General features: G+C 62.1%; 21 protein-coding genes. 15 read left to right on the forward strand and 6 right to left on the reverse strand.

All coding sequences use genetic code 11. The features are described 5' to 3' along the window. Window positions 1-6 precede the first annotated feature (6 nt). The 9 genes from secF to RGQ15_RS11305 all read left to right on the forward strand — a co-directional run bounded on the left by secF (window position 7) and on the right by RGQ15_RS11305 (window position 6,228). Window positions 7-993 (forward strand): protein translocase subunit SecF, encoded by a 987-nt coding sequence (gene secF, locus RGQ15_RS11265; RefSeq protein WP_311160314.1) that lies wholly within the window; start codon window positions 7-9, stop codon window positions 991-993. Beyond that, window positions 993-1,349: an Mth938-like domain-containing protein gene (locus tag RGQ15_RS11270; RefSeq protein WP_311160315.1), complete on the forward strand. Its 357-nt coding sequence runs from the start codon at window positions 993-995 to the stop codon at window positions 1,347-1,349. Before secF ends, RGQ15_RS11270 begins: the two co-directional genes overlap by 1 nt. Next, window positions 1,346-1,978: a heme ABC exporter ATP-binding protein CcmA gene (gene ccmA, locus RGQ15_RS11275; RefSeq protein WP_311160316.1), complete on the forward strand. Its 633-nt coding sequence runs from the start codon at window positions 1,346-1,348 to the stop codon at window positions 1,976-1,978. Before RGQ15_RS11270 ends, ccmA begins: the two co-directional genes overlap by 4 nt. Beyond that, a complete protein-coding gene (gene ccmB, locus RGQ15_RS11280) occupies window positions 1,975-2,631 on the forward strand; it encodes a heme exporter protein CcmB (protein ID WP_311160317.1) in 657 nt (218 codons plus the stop codon). Before ccmA ends, ccmB begins: the two co-directional genes overlap by 4 nt. Window positions 2,632-2,672: 41 nt before the next feature. After that, entirely contained in the window at window positions 2,673-3,398 is a 726-nt protein-coding gene (locus RGQ15_RS11285) for a heme ABC transporter permease (protein WP_311160318.1), read from the forward strand. Further along, window positions 3,395-3,538, forward strand: coding sequence for a heme exporter protein CcmD (gene ccmD, locus RGQ15_RS11290; RefSeq protein WP_311160319.1), 144 nt, complete (start codon window positions 3,395-3,397; stop codon window positions 3,536-3,538). Before RGQ15_RS11285 ends, ccmD begins: the two co-directional genes overlap by 4 nt. Then, window positions 3,531-4,070, forward strand: coding sequence for a DsbE family thiol:disulfide interchange protein (locus RGQ15_RS11295; RefSeq protein ID WP_311160320.1), 540 nt, complete (start codon window positions 3,531-3,533; stop codon window positions 4,068-4,070). Before ccmD ends, RGQ15_RS11295 begins: the two co-directional genes overlap by 8 nt. A gap of 125 nt (window positions 4,071-4,195) precedes the next feature. Next, window positions 4,196-5,302: a histidinol-phosphate transaminase gene (gene hisC / locus RGQ15_RS11300; protein WP_311160322.1), complete on the forward strand. Its 1,107-nt coding sequence runs from the start codon at window positions 4,196-4,198 to the stop codon at window positions 5,300-5,302. Continuing rightward, the gene (locus tag RGQ15_RS11305; protein WP_311160323.1) at window positions 5,299-6,228 is read left to right on the forward strand and encodes a prephenate/arogenate dehydrogenase family protein; all 930 of its coding nucleotides are present in this window, start codon (window positions 5,299-5,301) and stop codon (window positions 6,226-6,228) included. The genes hisC and RGQ15_RS11305 overlap by 4 nt, the downstream gene beginning before the upstream one ends. Here the strand turns inward: RGQ15_RS11305 and RGQ15_RS11310 are convergent. Beyond that, the gene (locus RGQ15_RS11310) at window positions 6,225-7,283 is read right to left on the reverse strand and encodes a DUF2125 domain-containing protein (RefSeq protein ID WP_311160324.1); all 1,059 of its coding nucleotides are present in this window, start codon (window positions 7,281-7,283) and stop codon (window positions 6,225-6,227) included. The genes RGQ15_RS11305 and RGQ15_RS11310 overlap by 4 nt on opposite strands. Before the next feature lie 94 nt (window positions 7,284-7,377). Between RGQ15_RS11310 and RGQ15_RS11315 the strand changes: the two genes are divergently transcribed. From RGQ15_RS11315 to RGQ15_RS11325, 3 genes are all read left to right on the forward strand, one after another. Next, window positions 7,378-7,959: a gamma-glutamylcyclotransferase gene (locus RGQ15_RS11315; RefSeq protein ID WP_311160325.1), complete on the forward strand. Its 582-nt coding sequence runs from the start codon at window positions 7,378-7,380 to the stop codon at window positions 7,957-7,959. An 87-nt stretch (window positions 7,960-8,046) separates the two neighbouring features. Continuing rightward, window positions 8,047-9,696, forward strand: coding sequence for a hypothetical protein (locus tag RGQ15_RS11320; RefSeq protein ID WP_311160326.1), 1,650 nt, complete (start codon window positions 8,047-8,049; stop codon window positions 9,694-9,696). Continuing rightward, window positions 9,686-11,140: a peptidoglycan -binding protein gene (locus RGQ15_RS11325; RefSeq protein WP_311160327.1), complete on the forward strand. Its 1,455-nt coding sequence runs from the start codon at window positions 9,686-9,688 to the stop codon at window positions 11,138-11,140. The genes RGQ15_RS11320 and RGQ15_RS11325 overlap by 11 nt, the downstream gene beginning before the upstream one ends. Here the strand turns inward: RGQ15_RS11325 and RGQ15_RS11330 are convergent. Beyond that, complete coding sequence (locus tag RGQ15_RS11330) at window positions 11,137-12,108, reverse strand: glycosyltransferase family 8 protein (protein ID WP_311160328.1); 972 nt, start codon at window positions 12,106-12,108, stop codon at window positions 11,137-11,139. The two genes, RGQ15_RS11325 and RGQ15_RS11330, sit on opposite strands and share 4 nt — an antisense overlap. Window positions 12,109-12,205: 97 nt before the next feature. Beyond that, a complete protein-coding gene (locus RGQ15_RS11335; RefSeq protein ID WP_311160329.1) occupies window positions 12,206-12,757 on the reverse strand; it encodes a LabA-like NYN domain-containing protein in 552 nt (183 codons plus the stop codon). A gap of 12 nt (window positions 12,758-12,769) precedes the next feature. Between RGQ15_RS11335 and folK the strand changes: the two genes are divergently transcribed. The 3 genes from folK (at window position 12,770) to RGQ15_RS11350 (ending at window position 15,936) form a co-directional block, all read left to right on the forward strand. Further along, entirely contained in the window at window positions 12,770-13,363 is a 594-nt protein-coding gene (gene folK / locus RGQ15_RS11340; protein WP_311160330.1) for a 2-amino-4-hydroxy-6-hydroxymethyldihydropteridine diphosphokinase, read from the forward strand. Window positions 13,364-13,431: 68 nt separating this feature from the next. After that, window positions 13,432-13,788, forward strand: a complete 357-nt coding sequence (rpoZ, locus tag RGQ15_RS11345) for a DNA-directed RNA polymerase subunit omega (protein WP_311160331.1) — start codon at window positions 13,432-13,434, stop codon at window positions 13,786-13,788. 30 nt (window positions 13,789-13,818) lie between these two features. Beyond that, on the forward strand, window positions 13,819-15,936 hold the full coding sequence (locus tag RGQ15_RS11350) for a RelA/SpoT family protein (RefSeq protein ID WP_311160332.1): 2,118 nt from the start codon (window positions 13,819-13,821) through the stop codon (window positions 15,934-15,936). Here the strand turns inward: RGQ15_RS11350 and RGQ15_RS11355 are convergent. The 3 genes from RGQ15_RS11355 to RGQ15_RS11365 are packed head-to-tail and all read right to left on the reverse strand — an operon-like array spanning window position 15,933 to window position 19,299. Then, window positions 15,933-17,243 carry an NAD(P)/FAD-dependent oxidoreductase gene (locus RGQ15_RS11355; RefSeq protein WP_311160333.1) on the reverse strand — a complete coding sequence of 437 codons (1,311 nt, stop codon included), beginning with the start codon at window positions 17,241-17,243 and terminating at the stop codon, window positions 15,933-15,935. The two genes, RGQ15_RS11350 and RGQ15_RS11355, sit on opposite strands and share 4 nt — an antisense overlap. Further along, entirely contained in the window at window positions 17,240-18,598 is a 1,359-nt protein-coding gene (locus RGQ15_RS11360; RefSeq protein WP_311160334.1) for a glutamine synthetase family protein, read from the reverse strand. Before RGQ15_RS11360 ends, RGQ15_RS11355 begins: the two co-directional genes overlap by 4 nt. Continuing rightward, complete coding sequence (locus RGQ15_RS11365; RefSeq protein ID WP_311160335.1) at window positions 18,595-19,299, reverse strand: type 1 glutamine amidotransferase; 705 nt, start codon at window positions 19,297-19,299, stop codon at window positions 18,595-18,597. The genes RGQ15_RS11360 and RGQ15_RS11365 overlap by 4 nt, the downstream gene beginning before the upstream one ends. Between the last annotated feature and the right edge of the window lie 106 nt (window positions 19,300-19,405).

A 19,405-nucleotide genomic window follows, 5' to 3' on the forward strand; every position in this document is an offset into this window, starting at 1 on the left:
GGGCACATGGCATTTCGTCTGAAACTGGTCCCCGATGAGACCAAGATCAATTTCTTCCAGTGGCAATGGCTGACCTTCGGGGTTTCAGCCGTTGCAATGCTGGGTTCGATCATCCTCATCTTCACGATGGGGCTGAACTTCGGCATCGACTTCAAGGGCGGGACCACGATCCGCACCGAAAGCCCGACTTCCTTCGAGGTCGGTGAATACCGGCAGGCTCTTGACGGGCTCGATCTGGGCGATGTCTCGATCACCGAGGTCTTCGATCCCACCTTCGGGGAATCGAAACATGTCGCGATGATCCGGATCGGCACCACGGACGAGACTGGATCGGTCACGCCCGAGGAACTGAACAAGGTCGAAGCGGCGCTGAAGACGGTCGATCCGCAGGTCAGCTTCGCGGCGGTGGAATCCGTTGGCCCGAAAGTGTCGGGCGAGCTGATCAAGACCGCGTTCTATGCGGTTGGCGCGGCGACGATCGCGATCATGTTCTACATCTGGCTGCGCTTCGAATGGCAATTCGCCATCGGTGCAGTTGTGTCGATATTTCACGATGTCCTTCTGACGGTCGGGATATTCTCGCTGTTCCAGCTCAAATTCGACCTCACGACGATCGCCGCGCTTCTCACGACGCTGGGCTATTCGGTCAACGACACGGTGGTGGTCTTCGACCGCCTGCGCGAGAACCTGATCAAGTTCAAGAACATGGCGCTGGTCGACGTGATGAACCTCACGGTGAACGAGACCCTGTCGCGGACCGTGATGACGGCCCTGACGACGGCTCTTGCCCTGTCGGCACTATATGTCTTCGGTGGCGACGTGATCCGCGGTTTCGTCTTCGCGATGCTCTGGGGCGTGTTCGTCGGTGCCTATTCGACGGTCTATGTCGCAAAGAACATCGTGCTTTGGCTTGGTGTGAAGCGTGACTGGTCGAAGCCCGATCCGAAAGAGGTCAAGGACGAGATCCCCGCAGCCTTCCGGGACGCGCCCTGATGTCGGTCATGACGCCAACCGAGTTCCTGGGCGCCGTTCCGATTGACGGCTACGGCCCCGGATTCTTCCGCGTCGGCGGCAAGGTCCATCATGGTGCAATCATCGTTACCGCCGACGGGGTCATCCCCTGGGGCGGGATCGAGGATCCGCAGCCCTTGCTTGCACTCGCCGGATCGGTCGACGTGTTGTTCGTCGGGATGGGGGCCGATGTCGCCTTCCCGCCGCGCGATCTGACCGACGCGCTTGAACAGGCGGGCATCATGCCCGAGCCGATGAGCTCGCCTTCTGCCGCGCGCAGCTACAATGTCACACTCTCCGAGGGGCGGCGAGTCGGCTGCGCCCTGCTTCCCCTATGAGCCTGCTTTCGGTCCGCGACCTGGCCGTCGCTCGCGGTGGCCTGCGCGTGATCGAAGGTCTGAGCTTTTCGCTCGAAAAAAGTCGGGCGCTGATCCTGCGCGGCCCGAACGGTTCGGGCAAGACGACCCTTCTGCGCAGCTTGGCAGGGCTGCAGCCCGCGGTCGACGGACAGATCGAATGCGGGGCCGATGCGATCGCCTATGCTGGTCATGCTGACGGGATCAAGCCTGCGCTGACCGTGACCGAAAACCTGCGGTTCTGGGCGTCGGTGTTTGGCCATTCCGCGATTGATCCCGCACTTGATGCGATGAACTTGCGCGAGCTCGCGGCTCGTCCCGCGCACGCGCTTTCGGCTGGGCAGAAGCGACGGCTGGGATTGGCCCGGCTGATGGTCACCGGCCGTCCGGTCTGGTTGCTTGATGAACCGACCGTGTCGCTCGACAGCGCCTCTGTCGGATTGTTTGCAGCTATGCTGCGGTCGCATCTGGGGCAGGGGGGCGCAGCCCTCATCGCGACCCATATCGATCTGGGACTGCCCGAAGCGGCCGTTCTGGACCTTTCCCAGTACCGCGCGTCGCCAAGAACACCGGCCAGCCGCCCCGCCAGTTTCAACGAGGCCTTCGCATGAAGGCGCTGCTTTGGCGTGATCTTCGGCTTGCGATACGCGCAGGCGGTGGGTTCGGTCTTGCATTGGCATTCTTCCTGATCGTGTGCACGCTTGTGCCCTTCGGTGTCGGTGCAGATGGAGACCAGCTTTCCCGCATCGCGCCGGGCATCTTGTGGGTGGGCGCGCTGCTGGCCTGCCTTCTTTCCCTCGACCGCATCTTCGCCCTTGATCACGAGGATGGCAGCCTTGATCTCTTGGCGACCGCGCCCTTGCCGATGGAGGGAACGGTCGCGATCAAGGCGCTGGCGCATTGGCTGACGACGGGCCTGCCGCTGGTTCTGTTCGCGCCGGTTCTTGGTATCCTGCTGCACCTGCCCGGGCCCGCTTACCCTTGGCTTGTCCTGTCGCTCGTGCTTGGTACGCCGGCCCTTTCGATGCTCGGCGCTTTCGGGGCGGCCGTGACCGTCGGCCTGCGTCGCGGAGGATTGCTTTTGTCGCTGCTGGTGCTGCCGCTTTACGTTCCGACACTGATCTTCGGGGCCGACGCCGTGCGCCGGGGCGCGGCCGGGGGCGATCCGGTCACGCCGCTTGCCTTTCTTGCGGGGATCACGTTCGCGACCCTGGCGCTGGTGCCATTTGCGGCGGCGGCGGCCTTGCGCGTCAACTTGCGCTAGGGCCAATTGGGCGGAACACTACGGCGGGATAGGGAGGAACAATGTCGATCTGGGAATATGCCAATCCCGTCAAGTTCATGCGCAGTTCGGGCGCGATCCTGCCATGGGTCGTCGCCGCAGCGGTGATCTGCACGCTGACCGGCATCGTCTGGGGTTTTCTTACTCCCGATGATTACAAGCAGGGTTCGACGGTCAAGATTATCTTCCTGCATGTCCCGGCCGCGCTGATGGCGATCAATATCTGGCTGATGATGCTGGTCGCATCCCTGATCTGGCTGATCCGGCGTCATCACGTCAGCGCATTGGCGGCCAAGGCGGCCGCACCGATCGGGGCCGTGATGACGCTGATCGCGCTGGTCACCGGTGCGATCTGGGGTCAGCCGATGTGGGGGACATGGTGGGAATGGGACCCGCGCCTGACTTCGTTCCTGATCCTCTTCCTGTTTTATCTGGGTTATATCGCGCTCTGGTCCTCGGTCGAGGATGCCGACAGCGCCGCGGATCTGACCGGGGTGCTCTGCCTTGTCGGATCGGTCTTCGCGCTGCTGTCGCGCTATGCCGTGAACTTCTGGAATCAGGGGCTGCATCAGGGTGCGTCACTTTCACTGGCACCGGGAGAGCGGATGTCGGCCGTCTATCGTTACCCGCTTTACCTTTCGATGCTTGGCTTTTTCCTGCTGTTTCTCGCCCTGCTGCTTGTCCGCACCCGCACCGAGGTGCGCCGCCGCCGCCTCGCGGCTCTTCTCGCACGGGAGCACCGGACATGATCGAGCTTGGCAAATACGCGCATACGGTCCTGGCCGCATATGGCATCAGCCTGGCTTTGCTTGCCGGACTCATCATTCTGACCTTGCGCGCCAATACTCGTGCGCGCCGCGAACTCGAGGAGCATGAACGCCGTGGCTAGGGTTTCTCCGCTGGTGCTTCTGCCGCTTGCGCTGTTTCTGGGCATCACCTCGGTCTTTCTCTGGGGGATGACGCGGGACGACCCGGACAGCCTGCCTTCGGCCCTGATCGGGCGCAAAGCGCCTTCAGTCGGGACGACGACGCTTGCCGGCAAGACGCAGCTGACCGATGAAATGTTGCGCCAGCCGGGCATCAAGCTTGTCAATTTTTGGGCCAGCTGGTGCCCGCCTTGCCGTGCGGAACATCCGACCCTGACTGATCTCTCCGGTGAAATACCGGTCTATGGTGTCGATCTGAAGGACCCGGAGGGCAGCGCCAGTGCCTTCCTGGCTGAACATGGCGACCCCTTTCATGCCCTTGCGACCGATCCGCGCGGGCGTATCGCGATTGATTGGGGTGTGACCGCGCCGCCCGAAACTTTCATCATCGATGGCGAGGGGACGATCCTTTACCGCTTCGTCGGCCCGTTGATCCGCGAGGATTACACCAACCGTTTCCTTCCCGAACTGGAAAAGGCCCGGGCGTCCCAGTGACACCATGTCGCGCGGTCACGCAGACCGCCGGCGAAAAATGTTGTGCTTCGCGGTGGTTGGTCATGTAACACCTTTCCAAGCCCGGTTCCGGTGGCTAAGACGACCGGGCTTGCAAGAGGCCCGAAATGTCGCAGAACCAACCGACCATCGCCCCGCAACCCGGCATCATGGAGATCGCCCTTTACGAAGGGGGCGCCGCGAAGGTTGCCGGCATCGAGAATGTCGTCAAGCTTTCGTCGAACGAGAACCCCTTCGGACCGTCGGACAAGGCCCGCGAGGCCGTGATCCGCGCGGCGCATGCGCTTCACCGTTATCCGAATACCGATCATGCGAGCCTGCGTGCCGCCATCGGCGATGTACACGGGCTTGATCCCGACCGCATCATCTGCGGCGTGGGTTCGGATGAAATCATCCACTTTCTGTGCCAATCTTATGCCGGCCCGGATACCGAGGTTCTGTTTACCGAGCACGGCTTCCTGATGTATCGCATCAGCGCCCATGCCGCCGGCGCGACGCCGGTTGAGGTGCCGGAACGGGACCGCGTGACCGATGTCGAGGCCCTGATTGCCGCGGCGAATGAAAAGACGCGGCTCATCTTTGTCGCAAATCCAAACAACCCGACCGGCACCATGATCGGACTGCCCGAGCTTGAACGCTTGGCGCTTGCGGTGCCGCAGGCGATCCTGGTGATAGATGCGGCCTATGCCGAATATGTCGAGGATTATGATGGCGGCGCGGATCTTGCCACGCGCTTGCCAAACGTCTTCATGACGCGGACCTTCTCGAAAATCTACGGGCTCGGCGGTCTGCGTGTCGGCTGGGGCTACGGCCCGCGCGAGATCATCGACGTGCTGAACCGCATTCGTGGTCCTTTCAACCTGTCGGCCCCTGCGCTGGATGCGGCCGAAGCTGCAGTGCGCGATCGCGACCATGTCCATCGCTGTCAGACCGAGAATGCCCGCATGCGGAATTGGCTGGCGGAGGCGTTGGCAGAAAAGGGCGTACCTTCAGATACTTCATGTGCGAACTTCATCCTTGCCCGCTTTGCAGACGAAGCCACGGCGCGATCCTGCGACGAAGCGCTCAAGGCCGAAGGCCTGATCGTGCGCATGGTCGCCGGATACGGTCTGCCGAACTGTCTGCGCATCACGGTGGGTGACGAAGCGTCCTGCCGTCGCGTTGCGCATGTGATCGGCAAGTTCATGGCCGAGCGCGCCGGGGTCGTGGCATGAGCTTTCTCTACGATCGCGTCGCGCTGATCGGTCTGGGGCTGATCGCAGGCTCCATGGCGCTGGCGATGCGCGAAAAGGGCCTTGCACGGGAAATCGTGGGGCATGCCAGATCCGCCGAAACACGGGAGACCGCACTGGAGATCGGCCTTGTCGATCGCGTCTATGCAAAAGCGTCAGAAGCAGTTGTCGGCGCCGACCTGATCGTCCTTGCTGTTCCGGTCGGTGCCATGGGCGCAGTTGCCGAGGAAATCGCGCCGCATCTCGCGGCCGGTGCCACGATCACCGATGTCGGTTCGGTCAAGCAGGCTGTCGTGACGGCGGTTGCGCCGCATGTGCCGCAAGGCGTGCACTTCATTCCCGGCCATCCGCTTGCGGGAACCGAGCATTCCGGCCCCCGCGCGGGTTTTCCCTCGCTTTTCCAGAACAGGTGGTGGCTTTTCACACCATCCGAAGGGATCGACGAGGATGCCGTCCTGCGGCTTGAGACCTTGGTGAACCGGATGGGCGCCAAGACCGAGCGCATGGATGCGGCACATCATGACCTCGTGTTGGCGGTCACCAGTCACACGCCACACCTCATTGCCTATACGATGGTCGGGGTGGCCGATCACCTCAAACGCGTCACCGAAAGCCAGGTCGTGCAATATTCGGCGGCCGGCTTTCGGGATTTCACGCGCATCGCGGCATCCGACCCCACGATGTGGCGGGACGTCTTCCTGCAGAACAAGGAAGCGGTGCTGGATATCCTGGGCCGCTTCACCGAAGAGCTTTTCGTGCTGCAGCGCGCCATCCGCATGGGCGATGGCGATCATCTGTTCGACTATTTCACGCGAACCCGGGCCATTCGGCGCGGGATCATCGAGGCGGGACAGGATACCTCGGCCCCTGATTTCGGCCGCTCGCCAGGTGCCGAAACGAAGTCTTAGGGGCGCAACCTTGGCGCCGCGCCCAACGGCACGGGGCCAAGGCTGGCCTTCCCATTCGCAAAGATGATCGGCAGGCGCAGTTCGCCTGCCCGCGCTTCGGGATAGACCATCCGCGCCGGCGCCGCTGCCGCCTCGGCCGGATCGGTGGCTTCCCCGGGCATGCGCAATCCCGAAATGGCACGGATCATGCTTCGGGCCAGTCGCGATGCCGAGCCCGGAATCATCCCTGATTCCGAAGCGGAATCCAGCATTGCCTCGGCGTCGGATGTGTAGATGGCGACCGCGCCCTGCGCATAGCCTTGCGCATCTGCAATGACTTCGCCCATCGCGCGGGCGGATACCGGGCCGAACGCGATCTGGACCTCGTCGAGCCTCAGGCCGGTCAGGGCGGGTTGGGGGATCATGGCAAGCGCCTTTGCGGTTGGCTCGCGATCAAGCCAGACCTTGCCTTTTCCGGCGACCGACAGCGGGCCGCCTTCGGGCAATGCCGCGACGAGCATGGCAAGGGCGGGGACGGCCCTTGGCTGGACTGCGTCCAGATCGACAAGCAGGTCATAGGCAGCCAGGCTTGAGGCGGGGGCGTCTGTTCCTGTTTCGGCCCGCTCGGCGATAAGGGATATCGCCGATGCCAGATCCTGTTCGTCCAGGGTAACCGGCCCGGAACCAATTTCAACCTTTGCCGGGACAAATCCGGACAGGGGCATGAACCGCATTCTGACCTGAGGATCAGTCAGCCCCAGATCATGTGGTCCGTCCATCAGCTCAAGCCTTGCCTGTTGCGGCAGGCCAAGTTCGGCGACGCTCGGGGCCAGAGGCCTGATCCACAGATCCGCAGCTTCAAGCGACAGGTTGCCAGAAGGTCCGGAAAATACCGGCTTGTCGATCCGGACCCCGATGCGACCCAAATCGCGCAGGGGCGTCACATCCTCTACCGCGAAGGCCGGGCCGGTCGATGCAAGCTCGCGGATCTGCCGGGCCAGAAGGCTTTCTCCCCCGAGCCAGATGCCCGAGACGAGCACCGTGATAAAACCCACCAGAATCAAGATACGGCGCATCAAATCACGTTCCCGGGCAGCCACTTGGATCGAGCGACATCCTGTCCTAAGTCTTGTCCAAGGGAAAGTGGATCACGGAAGGATTGGTGGCGACGTGACGGTAGCGGGTGAACATTGGGTCTTTGCCTATGGTTCGCTGATGTGGGACCCGGGCTTTCGCGTGGCAGAATCCGTGCCGGGACGGTTGGCTGGCTTTGCCCGCCGCTTCTGTCTCAAGTCGATCATCTATCGTGGCACAGCGGACGACCCCGGACTGGTTCTGGGACTGGACGAAGAAGTGACGGCGATATGCGTCGGAATGGCGCTTCGCGTGGCCGAAACCGACTGGGAAGAAGCCCTGATCGGGCTCCGCGCCCGCGAGTTGGCCACAAACGCCTATGAAGAAAGGCACCTTCCGGTCGTTCTGGAGGACGGCCGCCTGGTCGAGGCGCTGGCCTATGTCATTCGGCGCGACCATGACCAGTACATGGGCGGTCTGGATCTGGCCGAGCAGGCCGACATCATTGCCCGTGCAAGCGGCGGGCGTGGCCCGAATGCCGAATATCTGTTCAATACTGCCGATCACCTGCAGCAGATGGGCGTAGATGACCGCGATCTTCACGATCTGACCCGACACGTTCGGGGGTTGATCGGTCCCCTTGGCAAACCGGACACAGAGCCCGGCAAGACCCGCTAAGTCTTTCGCGCCAAATGCTTCTGTTCCGCTTGCATCATGCCGCGCGGCCTCTAAACTCGGCCGAGATGCAAGATACAGGGGGCGGGCTTGTCCCACACCGACTTCGATAGCGGCGATCTGCCGCCCGACGATCACGGCCAGGATCGCAAGGGGCGGGCCGCGCGGCTTGCCGCGACGCGGGTGGAACGGGTAAGCCGCCAGGCCGCGGACCCGCATTTTTCCCAGCCGGTCAGGCAGGTCGTCCTGATGCTTGTCGTGCTGGGTCTTGTCATCGCCGGGGGGTGGTTGGCCTATGGGCGCATCCTGCCGATCTTCAAGGCGAACCCGCTGTTGAACGGCACGATCCTCGTCGTGTTTGCCTTTGGTGTTCTGACCTGCTTCTGGCAGGTTGCCCAGCTCATCAAGTCCGTCAGCTGGATCGAACGTTTCGCCGCCGGCAAGCTGGATTATGCGGGTGCGAATTTTGCCGCGGGCGATACGGCGCCGCGCCTGCTTGCGCCGCTTGCTGCGCTGTTGGGATCAAGGGGGCCGGTCGGGACCGCCATCTCGACGGATTCGGCCCGCTCCATCCAGGACTCGGTGGCAACACGCATCGACGAGGCGCGGGACATCACCCGTTACCTCGGCAATCTGCTGATCTTTCTTGGCCTTCTCGGAACATTCTACGGTCTGGCGACGACGGTCCCGGCAATCGTGGAAACGATCCGCACACTCGCCCCGGAACAGGGCGAATCGGGCGTCGAGGTCTTTGACAAGCTCATGCACGGGCTTGAGACGCAGCTAGGCGGCATGGCCACCGCGTTTTCAAGCTCGCTGCTCGGTCTGGCCGGGTCACTGGTCGTCGGTCTGCTCGAGCTTTTCGCGAGCCATGGCCAGAACCGCTTTTATCGCGAGCTGGAGGAATGGCTTTCGAGCTTCACTAGGATCGGCGTGAGCGGCGCCGAAGGCGGGCTTGCGCCGACCGATCTGGCTGATTTTCTTGGGGGAATCGGCGCGCAACTGACTGATCTGCAGGATTTCTATGCGCAGCGGGATCTGCTGCGCGACCAGGAAGCCTCGGAGGCCGATTCGAGATCGCTGGCTTTGGCGGGTGGGGTCGAAAGGCTGACATCGCTGATCGGATCGGACCGGGATGCGCTTGTCACTGAACTTGCGAGCGAGCGTCAGGCCCAGGCCGACAGCCATCGCCGCCTGAGCGAAATTCTTGAGCGACTTTCGGATGGGCAGGATCGTCTGATCGATGCCACCCGCGCCGCACAATCCGAAGATGCCCGTCTCGAGGACCTCATGGCGGGACTGGAACAGGCATTCACCCGGCTCTCGGATGGCCAAGAGCGCATGATCGCGGCCATTGGATCGGGGCCGGGGGCAAAGCTCACCGACGAGGTTTCGGGGGCGCTGGCCAGGATTACGGAAAGCCAGCAACGCATCGCCCTTATGGCACAGCAGACGCCCGCGCTCGATCGTGATGCCGAAGCCGTCCGGCAGGCCGCCTTTGCGCGGGCGCTCGATCGGATGTCGGAAGGCCAGGCCCGACTGATCGAGATCGCGGAAACTCGGCCCGGGGGGCAGGATGACCCCGAGGCCAGGATGCGCCTGCGTTCGATCGACGTCCAGCTTGGCCGTCTGCTCGAAGAGGCGGCGAGCGGTCGCGACGGGCTGATCGCGGAATTGCGCGAGGACATGGCAGCCCTGACCCGCGCGATCCGGGCGCTGGAGGGGCGCGATGGGGCTTAGCCGCAACGGTAGGGAAAGATTCTCGACCAATATCTGGCCGGGCTTCGTCGATGCCATGTCGACCCTGCTTCTGGTGCTGATCTTCGCGCTGACGATCTTCATGGTGGTCCAGTCGGTTCTGCGACAACGCATCACCTCGCAGGATAGCGAACTCGAGCAGCTCGGCGATGTCGTCTCCAGCCAGAAATCCGAACTCCAACTGCTCGGCGAAAGGGTGGCGCAGCTTAGCGGTGCGCTGTCGAGTGCCGAGGATCGCAGCACGACGCTTGAACGCGACCTGGCCGCCGAACGGGCACAGCTGCGCGCCTCGGAACAGGCCGTTGCCCAGGCCCGGGACGAGATCGATGCCCAGTCCGAGGCCGCGCGGCTGGCCGCGGCACGACGCGAAGCGCTCGAGGCGTTGATCGCAGATCTGCGTCGGCGGAACGAGGAAGCCGGAGAAAAGCTTTCCTCGACAGCAAGCGAGCTGTCGCAGGCCGAAGCGGCGCGCCTTGCCGAAGCCGAGGCGGCAAGGCTGCTGCAGCAACGTCTCGACCAATCCGACGCGGAACTGACCGCTTCGACCCTTGCATTGGACGAGGCGCGTCAAAAGGCCGAGGAAACGCTGACGCTTCTTGCCGCAGCGGAAGCGGCGAAGAAAGAGTTGGGCGAAAGGGTCGAGACACAGGCAAGCGAAGCCGACAGGCAAGCAGGTCTTTTGGCAATCGCACAGCAGAAGTTGTCCGAGCAGGAAGCACTTTCGACCGAGGATCAGCGCCGGGTCGCCTTGCTGAACCAGCAGGTTGCGCAATTGAACGATCAGCTCGGCAGCCTGCAATCGGTTCTGCAAGTGGCCGATGACGACAAGCGTGACGCCGAGCTGCAGATCGAGGACCTGGGCCGCCAGTTGAACGTCGCCTTGATCCGCGCTGCCGAGGAAGAACGCAAGCGCCGCGGTCTGGAGGAAGAGGCCCGCAGCAAGGCCGAAGCCGAGGCAAAGGACCTCGCGCGCTACCGATCGGAATTCTTCGGGCGACTGTCGCAGATTCTGGCCGGGCGCGAAGGCGTCCAGGTTGTCGGTGACCGGTTCGCGTTTTCGTCCGAGGTTCTTTTTCCGGCTGGTGAGGCCACCCTTTCGGAAGAAGGTAAATCGCAGATCGCCCGCGTGACCGAGCAGCTCGGCCAGATCGCGAGCGAGATTCCGAGGGAAATCGACTGGATCATCCGCGTTGACGGACATACCGACAGCCAGCCCCTGTCAGGGCAGGGACGTTATCGTGACAACTGGGAACTCAGTCAGGCGCGCGCGCTTTCGGTCGTCCGTTACATGGTTGACGATCTCGGCTTCCCGTCAAACCGGCTCTTGCCCGCGGGCTTTGCAGATACCCGCCCGGTAGCGGCAGGAACAGACCCCACATCGCTGGCCGCGAACCGCCGGATCGAACTGAAGCTGACCGAACGCTAGGCCCGCGGATCAACCAGCGTATACTGATCGGGGAAGCGATTGAGATAGCGGATCATCGGTCCCGCGGCGCGCCATTGTCGAAACAGGATCTTTCGAAGCTCCCCGGTCTCCGGCCAGTATCGGCGCGTGGCACCTCTGACCGGCGGAGCATCGGGGAAATGCTGGGCAAGCACGCGACCGAAGGCCTCGCGCATCCGCATTGGCACGATGCCCTGCGAGCTTTCGAGCCAGGGCTTCCGGGTGCCGATGAAATGGATCAGGCAGGGATCCACCATCGAGGTCAAATGCGCCGATGCCGAGGTGAACTGCCAGTTCCAGAGCGGGCTGATCTCGGCCCATTCGCCCTTGAGAATTCCGTTCATCAAGGCCTGGTCACGGCCCAGCCCAGCCAGGTGCCGGCGCGCGAAATCGGCGGCCCTGGCCGGCAGATCCTGTTCGGCAAAGGCCTCGGTGTCGATCATCACGACACCGGCATTGAAATAGGGATGGGCGGGCTCTCCGAGCTTGCTGAACTCGGACACCTTGCGTCCGGGAGTTCGCCATTGCCGATTGTCCCGCACCGCCGCGACGGCATTTCCCAGCATATCCGCGACAAGAAGCTGTGCCGGGTCTCCCCGCTCATAGAGAATATCGGCGTCGATCACGAGAATGCGCCGATAGCGGCCGCGCAGGGCGTTACCCAGGAATAGCTCCATGTAGGTGGCAAGCGAACGGCGGGCATCAAGGGGCAGGGCGTCCAGCAGCGTCTCATCCCTTGCGGCAACATGGCCAATGCCGGCGTCCCTAAGGAACTGGGGCATATCGACCGGTTCGGGTCCGCCGATCAGAACATCATGGGGATAGCCAGCCGAGGCCATCGCCAACGCGGGCGCGGCAGCGTAGGGCAGGTAGTTGGCATCGCAGGCGACAATGACGGCAAGATCTGACCGGGGCTGGAAACCCGCACTGAAAATCGGGGTCAGTCCCATCGGCGGCTCACTGTCGTCACGGCACAATCCCTTTCGGATAAAGAACTTTTTGCCTTCTCTAGATCGAGAGCCGCGGCTTGTCCAATGGCGCGGGGCGTCAGTGGTCCTGGCTTGGGGTTTCGCGCGGCGGGCGCCCGATTACCTCGCGCAGGGCGTCAAGCTCGATGAAGTTGTCGGCCTGGCGTCGCAACTCGTCGGCGATCATTGGGGGTTGGCTGCGCAGGGTCGATACGACCGAGACGCGGACGCCCTGCCGCTGAAGCGACTCGACCAGAGGCTTGAAGTCTCCATCGCCCGAGAACAGCACCGCATGATCCAGTCGCGGGGCAAGCTCCAGCGCGTTCACCACCAGTTCCACATCCATGTTCCCTTTGACCTTCCGGCGACCGAGCGCGTCGGTATATTCCCGCGCAGGCTTGGTAACCATTGAAAAGCCGTTGTAATGCAGCCAGTCGACAAGGGGACGAATGGGCGAGTAATCCTCGTTTTCCAGGAGGGCCGTGTAATAATAGGCCCTAATCAGCTTGCCTCGGCGCTCGAATTCCTGTCGAAGCAGCTTGTAATCAATGTCGAAGCCCAGCGACTTTGCAGCGGCATAGAGATTCGAACCGTCAATGAACAAAGCTAGCCGGTCGTCTTTGTAAAACACGATAACCTCGATATGACTCAGAATACATTTACTTCTGCGAAGTTAGCTCTCGTTGCGATCGGCGGAAACCTGCATAGTTGGGCAGGTTCGCCAGAAGCCACGATGCGAGCCGCCTTGCGGCAAATCGTCTGTTTACCGGGGGTGTCCCTAAAAGCAGTCAGTCGTTTCTGGCTTACCCCGGCATTTCCGATCGGTAGTGGCCCTGATTATGTGAATGCGGCGATCAGCTTGCAAACGGATTCAGCACCCGAGGCGCTTCTGGCCGCTCTTCACGATATAGAAGCCCATTTGGGCCGCCGTCGCCAAGGGGCGCGCTGGCAGTCGCGCGGGATAGACCTGGATCTCATCGCGTATGACGATATGGTGCTGCCCGAGATCCGCACGCACGACCATTGGCGCCAACTGCCGCCCGAGCAGCAGGCCGAGAACGCCCCCGAAACCCTGATCCTTCCCCATCCTCGACTGCAGGATCGCGGCTTCGTGCTGGTGCCATTGGCCGAGGTGGCTCCGAATTGGGTCCATCCCCGCCTGAAGCGTAGCGTCGTCGAGCTTCTGGCCACCTTGCCACCCGGCGCGCTCGAGGGTATACGGCCCTTGAATACTTGACATTCCCGTGGTGAAGCGCCAAACATCCTGCTTCGCCCTGCACCCTGATTCCAAGCCAAAGGTGACCGATGGCCCGCGTGACAGTCGAAGATTGCGTCGACAAGGTACCGAACCGTTTTGATCTCGTTATGCTTGCGTCGCATCGCGCGCGTGAGATCGCTTCCGGCAGCCAACTCACCATCGACCGCGACAACGACAAGAATCCGGTCGTCGCCCTGCGTGAGATTGCGGACGAAACGCAGCCCGTAGATGAGCTGCGCGAGCGCATGATCGAAGCGACCCAGACCCAGATCGAAGTTGATGAGCCCGAAGAGGACGCGATGGCCCTGCTGCTGGGTGCGGAAATCGACCGTCCCAAGCCCGCCGACGAAGAGTCGGAAGAGCGCATGCTCCGCATGATGCTGGAAGCCCAGGGCCGCAACTGAGGTCAGTGAATTACGGGGTCTTCGGCTGAAATGATCGATGTCGAAGACCTCATTGCGCTTGTACGCAATTACAACCCTCGGACCAATTCCGATCTGATCCGCGATGCCTATGAATACGGGCGGCGGATGCATGAGGGGCAGTTCCGCCATTCCGGCGAACCCTATTTCACCCATCCCATCGCCGTCGCCGCCATCCTGACCGAGATGCGTCTTGATGATGCGACGATCGTCACGGCGCTTCTGCACGACACCATCGAGGATACGCGTTCGACCTGGGCGGAAGTCGCGCAGATGTTCGGCCGCGAGATTGCCGATCTCGTCGATGGCGTGACCAAGCTGACCAACCTTCAGCTTTCCGGGACACACTCCAAGCAAGCGGAAAATTTCCGCAAGCTTTTCATGGCGATGTCGCGAGATCTTCGCGTTATCCTGGTTAAGCTCGCCGACCGTTTGCACAATATGCGGACGATCAAGTCCATGCGTCCCGAAAAGCAGCTTCAGAAGGCGCGCGAGACGATGGACATCTATGCGCCGCTCGCCGGCCGCATGGGTATGCAATGGATGCGTGAAGAGCTTGAGGATCTGGCCTTCAAGGTCATCAATCCCGAAGCCCGCAACTCGATCATCCGCCGTTTCGTCAGCCTGCAACGCGATTCAGGTGACGTGATCCCAAAGATCACGGCTGACATCCGGGCCGAACTGGAACGCGAAGGTATCGAGGCCGACGTCTATGGTCGCGCCAAGCGCCCCTTCAGCATCTGGCGCAAGATGCAGGAAAAGCAGCTGAGCTTTTCGCGGCTTTCCGACATCTACGGCTTCCGGATCATCACCCGAACCGAAGCGGATTGCTACCGGACCCTCGGGATCATCCATCATCGTTGGCGTGCGGTTCCGGGGCGGTTCAAGGACTATATCAGCCAGCCAAAGGCCAACGGATACCGGTCCATTCACACGACGGTTTCGGGTCGCGACGGGAAGCGTGTCGAAGTGCAGGTCCGAACGCGCCAGATGCACGAGGTGGCCGAAGCCGGGGTGGCCGCGCATTGGGCCTATCGCGACGGCGTGCGGACCGAAAACCCCTTTGCCGTCGATCCGGGCGAATGGATCGCGAGCCTGACCGAGCGTTTCGGCGAAGAGGATCATGACGAGTTTCTCGAGCATGTGAAGCTCGAGATGTATTCGGATCAGGTCTTCTGCTTCTCGCCCAAGGGTGACGTGATCCCGTTGCCGAAAGGCGCGACACCCATCGACTTCGCCTATGCGATCCATACGCGCTTGGGCAATAGCTGCGTCGGCGCGAAGGTCGACGGCATTCGCGTGCCGCTCTGGACGCGGCTGAAGAACGGCCAGTCGGTCGAGATCATCGCGGCGTCCGGGCAGCGCCCGCAGCCGACCTGGCTCGACATCGTGGTCACGGGCCGAGCGAAGGCCGCCATCCGCCGCAGCCTGCGGCAAGAGGACCGCTCGCGCTTCATCCGGCTCGGTTCGGAACTGATCCGCGTGGCGTTTGAGCATGTCGGTCGCCGCGTCACGGACAAGGCCCTGCGAACAGCGGCGCGGACCATGGCCCTGCAGGACACGGATGAGCTTCTGGCCCGGATCGGAAGTGCCGAAATCTCGGCGCACGAGGTCTTGTCCGCACTTTACCCAGAACTTGCGGCCAAGCGCAGCGAGATTGATGCGAAACGTGCGGTCGCCGGGCTCGAGGCGGATCAGGAATTCACGCGGGCCCCCTGCTGCAATCCATTGCCGGGTGAACGGATCGTCGGGATCACCTATCGCGGCAAGGGCGTTGTCATCCACGCCATCGACTGTCCTGTTCTTGCAGAATACGAAGACAGCCCAGAGCGCTGGGTCGATCTGCATTGGCGCGAGGGCCAGCACCCCGCCGCCTATTCCACGAACCTTTTGTTGACCATTCGTCACGACGCCGGTGTCCTCGGCAGGATCTGCACCCTGATCGGTGGGCAAGGCGCGAACATTTCCGACCTGGAATTCCTCGACCGCAAGCCGGACTTCTATCGTCTTTGCATCGAGGTAGAATTGCGCGACAGCGAGCACCTGCATGCCCTGTTGACCGCACTTGAGGCCGAACCGGATGTGGCCCAGGTTTCGCGCATTCGCGACCCGTCGGCCAATCTGGACTAGATCCCCAGTCGATCGCGCAGCGAAAACCAGGACATTCCTACCACCAAAAGCGGGAACCGCAGCATCGCGCCCCCGGGAAAGGCGGGCGAAGGCAGCGCGGCCATGGTGTCGAAACCTTCTGACTGGCCCTGGACGGCCTGGGCCATCAGCTTTCCGGCAAGCGTTGCGATCGCAAGCCCATGACCGGAAAATCCGCTTGCGGACAGGCAGTTCGGGGCCGGCCTGATGAAGCAGGGCAAGCGGTTCATGGTAATCGCAAGTGTGCCCCCCCAGGCATGGGTGATGCCCACGTCTTTCAGGCCCGGATAGATTTCCAGCAGGGGTTTCCGGACCTTGGCCGCGATATCTGAGGGAAAGTTGTAACTGACGTTTTCCCCGCCGCCGAAAATCAGCCGCCCCTCGGGATCGAGCCGCCAGTAATTCACGACGAATTTCGTGTCATGCACGCCGATATTGCGTGTCAGAACCTGCATGGCGCGATCGCCCAGCGGTTCTGTCGCAATGATGAAATTGTTGATTGGCATGACCCGCGTCGCGACCTTCGGTTCAAGCGTCCCAAGGTAGCCGTTCGTGGCAAGGATCAGGTGGTCGCAAGTCACCTGGCCATTCGGCGTTGTGACCGTTGTCTTTCCCGTGGCGTTGCGGGCATGTTCAATGCCGGTCACTTCCGACAATTCGTGGATCGAGGCTCCGGCCTCATGCGCCAGTTGCGCCATGCCGATCGCAAGGTTCAACGGGTGAAGATGGCCCGCACCGTGATCAAGTTCTCCTGCAAGATAGGCATCCGAGGGGAGCAGGGCGCGGAAAGCGTCACGCTCCATCGGTTCGATCTGCTCGTAGTCATAGTCACGCGCGAGCCGTTCGCTCATCGCCTTGGCATGGTCGAATTCGCCGGGCTTGCGAAATGCATGGGCGATCCCGTCCGCAACGGGAACGTTAGCGCGGGACGCCAGATCACGCGTGATCCGCTTGGCCTCTTCCGCCAGATCCCAAAGACGTCGGGCGGCTTGGCGTCCGGCAATGCTTTCCAGATCGTCGACTTCCAGGCGCTGGCCCGAACCAAGTTGGCCGCCGTTTCGCCCAGATGCGCCGAAGCCTACGCGATGGGCCTCGAGGAGGATGACGCGACGTCCCGCTTCGGCCAGATGCAATGCGGCTGACAGGCCGGTATATCCCGCGCCGATCACAACGACATCAGCCCGTTGCTCGCCTTCGAGCCGGGGGAATGGCGCGATCCGATTTCGGGTCGCGGCATAGAGGCTTGGGGGATATTTCCCAAGCCGGTCGTTCTTGTGCAGCAGGTTCATACGTTCAGAAGCAGGTGCTCCCGCTCCCATGGGCTGATGACTTGCAGGAATTCCTTGTATTCATTCCGCTTAACGGCCTGATAGACCGCGAAGAACTCTGCCCCCAGGACCTCGCGCATCGGCTCGTTCTCGTCCATCAGGTCCAGGGCATCGCCCAGGTTGTAGGGCAGTTCGTCCTGCGACATATAGGCATCGCCAAGGCATTCGGCGCGGGGGTTTTCCTGCTCGATAAGCCCGAGATAGCCACAGGCGAGGCTAGAGGCGAGTCCAAGATAGGGGTTGCAGTCCATCCCCGCGAGCCTGTTTTCGATGCGCCGGGATTCGGGTCCCGAGATCGGAATGCGCAGCCCAGTCGTGCGGTTGTCGCGCCCCCATTCAAGGTTGATTGGGGCAGCAAAATCAGGGACATACCTGCGATAGCTGTTGACATATGGCGCCAGTAGCGCAATTGCGGCGGGCAGGTGTTTCTGCATGCCTGCGATGAAATGCATGAAGGCCGGCGTCTCGCGGCCCTGATCGTCCGAAAAGATGTTCTTGCCGCTGTCGATTCCCACCACCGAATGGTGGATATGCATCGCACTGCCCGGTTCGTTCTCGATCGGCTTGGCCATGAAGGTCGCAAAGCAGTCATGCCGCAGTGCCGCCTCGCGGATCAGACGTTTGAAATAGAAGATCTGGTCGGCCAGATGCACCGGGTCGCCGTGGTTCAGGTTGATTTCGACCTGACCTGCGCCACCTTCCTGAAGGATGCCGTCGATTTCGAAACCCTGTGCCTCGGCGAAGTCGTAGATGTCGTCGATCACCTTGCCATATTCGTCCACAGCAGACATCGAATAGGCCTGCTTGGCCGCAGCGCGGCGTCCCGACCGGCCCATGGGCGGGATGATCGGCTGGTTCGGGTCGATATTGCGCGCGACGAGGAAGAATTCCATTTCCGGCGCGACGATCGGCTTCCAGCCTTTCTCGCGATAAAGCTCGACAACCCGTTTCAGCACATTGCGTGGCGCAGTCGGAACCGGGTCGCCCGACTGGTTAGAAACGTCATGGATCACCTGCAGCGTGACGTCCGCCGTCCAGGGCGCAGCCGTCGCGGTCGAGAAATCCGGGGTCAGGATCATGTCTGGCTCGGTGAACGCGCCCGATGGATTATCGGCCCAATCTCCCGTGATCGTCTGCAGGAAGATCGAATTCGGCAGGTAGAACCGTTCCTGATGGGCGAATTTCGAGGCAGGCATGGCCTTGCCACGCGCCACGCCCGCGATATCTGCAACGATGCATTCGACTTCATCCAGCCGGCGCCCGGCGACATAGTCCTGCGCGGCCTGCGGAGTTTCCTCGATCCACATCGGCTTCATGCGGCACCTTGCTTGCGATTGGCGACGCGCGGTGTCTTGAAGAAACGTTCGATCCGTTCGGCAATGCCGCTGGAATGCAGTGGGCTACCCATTTTCCCGCGTGCGCGGTCAAGCACGTCTTCGGGGACGACCCCCTTCGCACGCGTCTCGATCAGCCCCTGGACGAAATCGTCCTGGAATTCGGGATGGGCCTGCACCGTGAAGGCGCGGTCGTCATAGACAAGCGCGGCATTCTCGCAAAACGCGTTCGAGCCTGCCAGTTCGGCACCGCCGGGGCGTTCGACGACCTGGTCCTGATGCCAGGCGTTCAGCGTGACGTTTTCGCCGCCGAAATCGTAATCCTGTGCGCCGACGGACCATCCTCCGGGATATTTCACGACCTTGCCACCCAGCGCCTGGGCGATGATCTGGTGTCCAAAGCAGATGCCGACCATGGGGACATGGTCCGCATAGGCGCTGCGAATGAAATCTTCGAGCGGGGCGATGAAGGAATGGCCTTCATAGACGCCATGCCGCGAGCCGGTCAGCAACCAGCCCTCGGCATCGTGGACGCTTTGCGGGAACTCCATGTTCTCGACGTGATAACTGGTGAACTCGAACCCGCGTCCCGCAAGCAGTTGTTCGAACATGGTGTCGTAATCGCCCAGTTCGCCGCGAAGAAGTTCGGGCGACTGACCGCATTTCAGAATGCCGATGCGCATGATTGGCCTGTTGATTGTTCGCCGACAAAGTTAGTCGCGGCGATCGGAAGGGGCAAGGCCCGTCCCCATTTGGTGGGGCTGGCGGCGACATTCCCGTCAGGCTAGG

The organism is Paracoccus sp. MBLB3053 (assembly GCF_031822435.1).
GTDB classification, from domain to species: Bacteria; Pseudomonadota; Alphaproteobacteria; order Rhodobacterales; family Rhodobacteraceae; genus Paracoccus; species Paracoccus aurantius.

Bases quoted from the DNA above. Each gene is read 5' to 3' on its own strand.
- secF (WP_311160314.1), top strand. From the start codon at position 7: ATGGCATTTCGTCTGAAACTGGTCCCCGATGAGACCAAGATCAATTTC.
- RGQ15_RS11270 (WP_311160315.1), top strand. From the start codon at position 993: ATGTCGGTCATGACGCCAACCGAGTTCCTGGGCGCCGTTCCGATTGAC.
- ccmA (WP_311160316.1), top strand. From the start codon at position 1,346: ATGAGCCTGCTTTCGGTCCGCGACCTGGCCGTCGCTCGCGGTGGCCTG.
- ccmB (WP_311160317.1), top strand. From the start codon at position 1,975: ATGAAGGCGCTGCTTTGGCGTGATCTTCGGCTTGCGATACGCGCAGGC.
- RGQ15_RS11285 (WP_311160318.1), top strand. From the start codon at position 2,673: ATGTCGATCTGGGAATATGCCAATCCCGTCAAGTTCATGCGCAGTTCG.
- ccmD (WP_311160319.1), top strand. From the start codon at position 3,395: ATGATCGAGCTTGGCAAATACGCGCATACGGTCCTGGCCGCATATGGC.
- hisC (WP_311160322.1), top strand. From the start codon at position 4,196: ATGTCGCAGAACCAACCGACCATCGCCCCGCAACCCGGCATCATGGAG.
- RGQ15_RS11305 (WP_311160323.1), top strand. From the start codon at position 5,299: ATGAGCTTTCTCTACGATCGCGTCGCGCTGATCGGTCTGGGGCTGATC.
- RGQ15_RS11310 (WP_311160324.1), bottom strand. From the start codon at position 7,283: ATGCGCCGTATCTTGATTCTGGTGGGTTTTATCACGGTGCTCGTCTCG.
- RGQ15_RS11325 (WP_311160327.1), top strand. From the start codon at position 9,686: ATGGGGCTTAGCCGCAACGGTAGGGAAAGATTCTCGACCAATATCTGG.
- RGQ15_RS11330 (WP_311160328.1), bottom strand. From the start codon at position 12,108: ATGGGACTGACCCCGATTTTCAGTGCGGGTTTCCAGCCCCGGTCAGAT.
- folK (WP_311160330.1), top strand. From the start codon at position 12,770: ATGACTCAGAATACATTTACTTCTGCGAAGTTAGCTCTCGTTGCGATC.
- rpoZ (WP_311160331.1), top strand. From the start codon at position 13,432: ATGGCCCGCGTGACAGTCGAAGATTGCGTCGACAAGGTACCGAACCGT.
- RGQ15_RS11350 (WP_311160332.1), top strand. From the start codon at position 13,819: ATGATCGATGTCGAAGACCTCATTGCGCTTGTACGCAATTACAACCCT.
- RGQ15_RS11355 (WP_311160333.1), bottom strand. From the start codon at position 17,243: ATGAACCTGCTGCACAAGAACGACCGGCTTGGGAAATATCCCCCAAGC.
- RGQ15_RS11360 (WP_311160334.1), bottom strand. From the start codon at position 18,598: ATGAAGCCGATGTGGATCGAGGAAACTCCGCAGGCCGCGCAGGACTAT.
- RGQ15_RS11365 (WP_311160335.1), bottom strand. From the start codon at position 19,299: ATGCGCATCGGCATTCTGAAATGCGGTCAGTCGCCCGAACTTCTTCGC.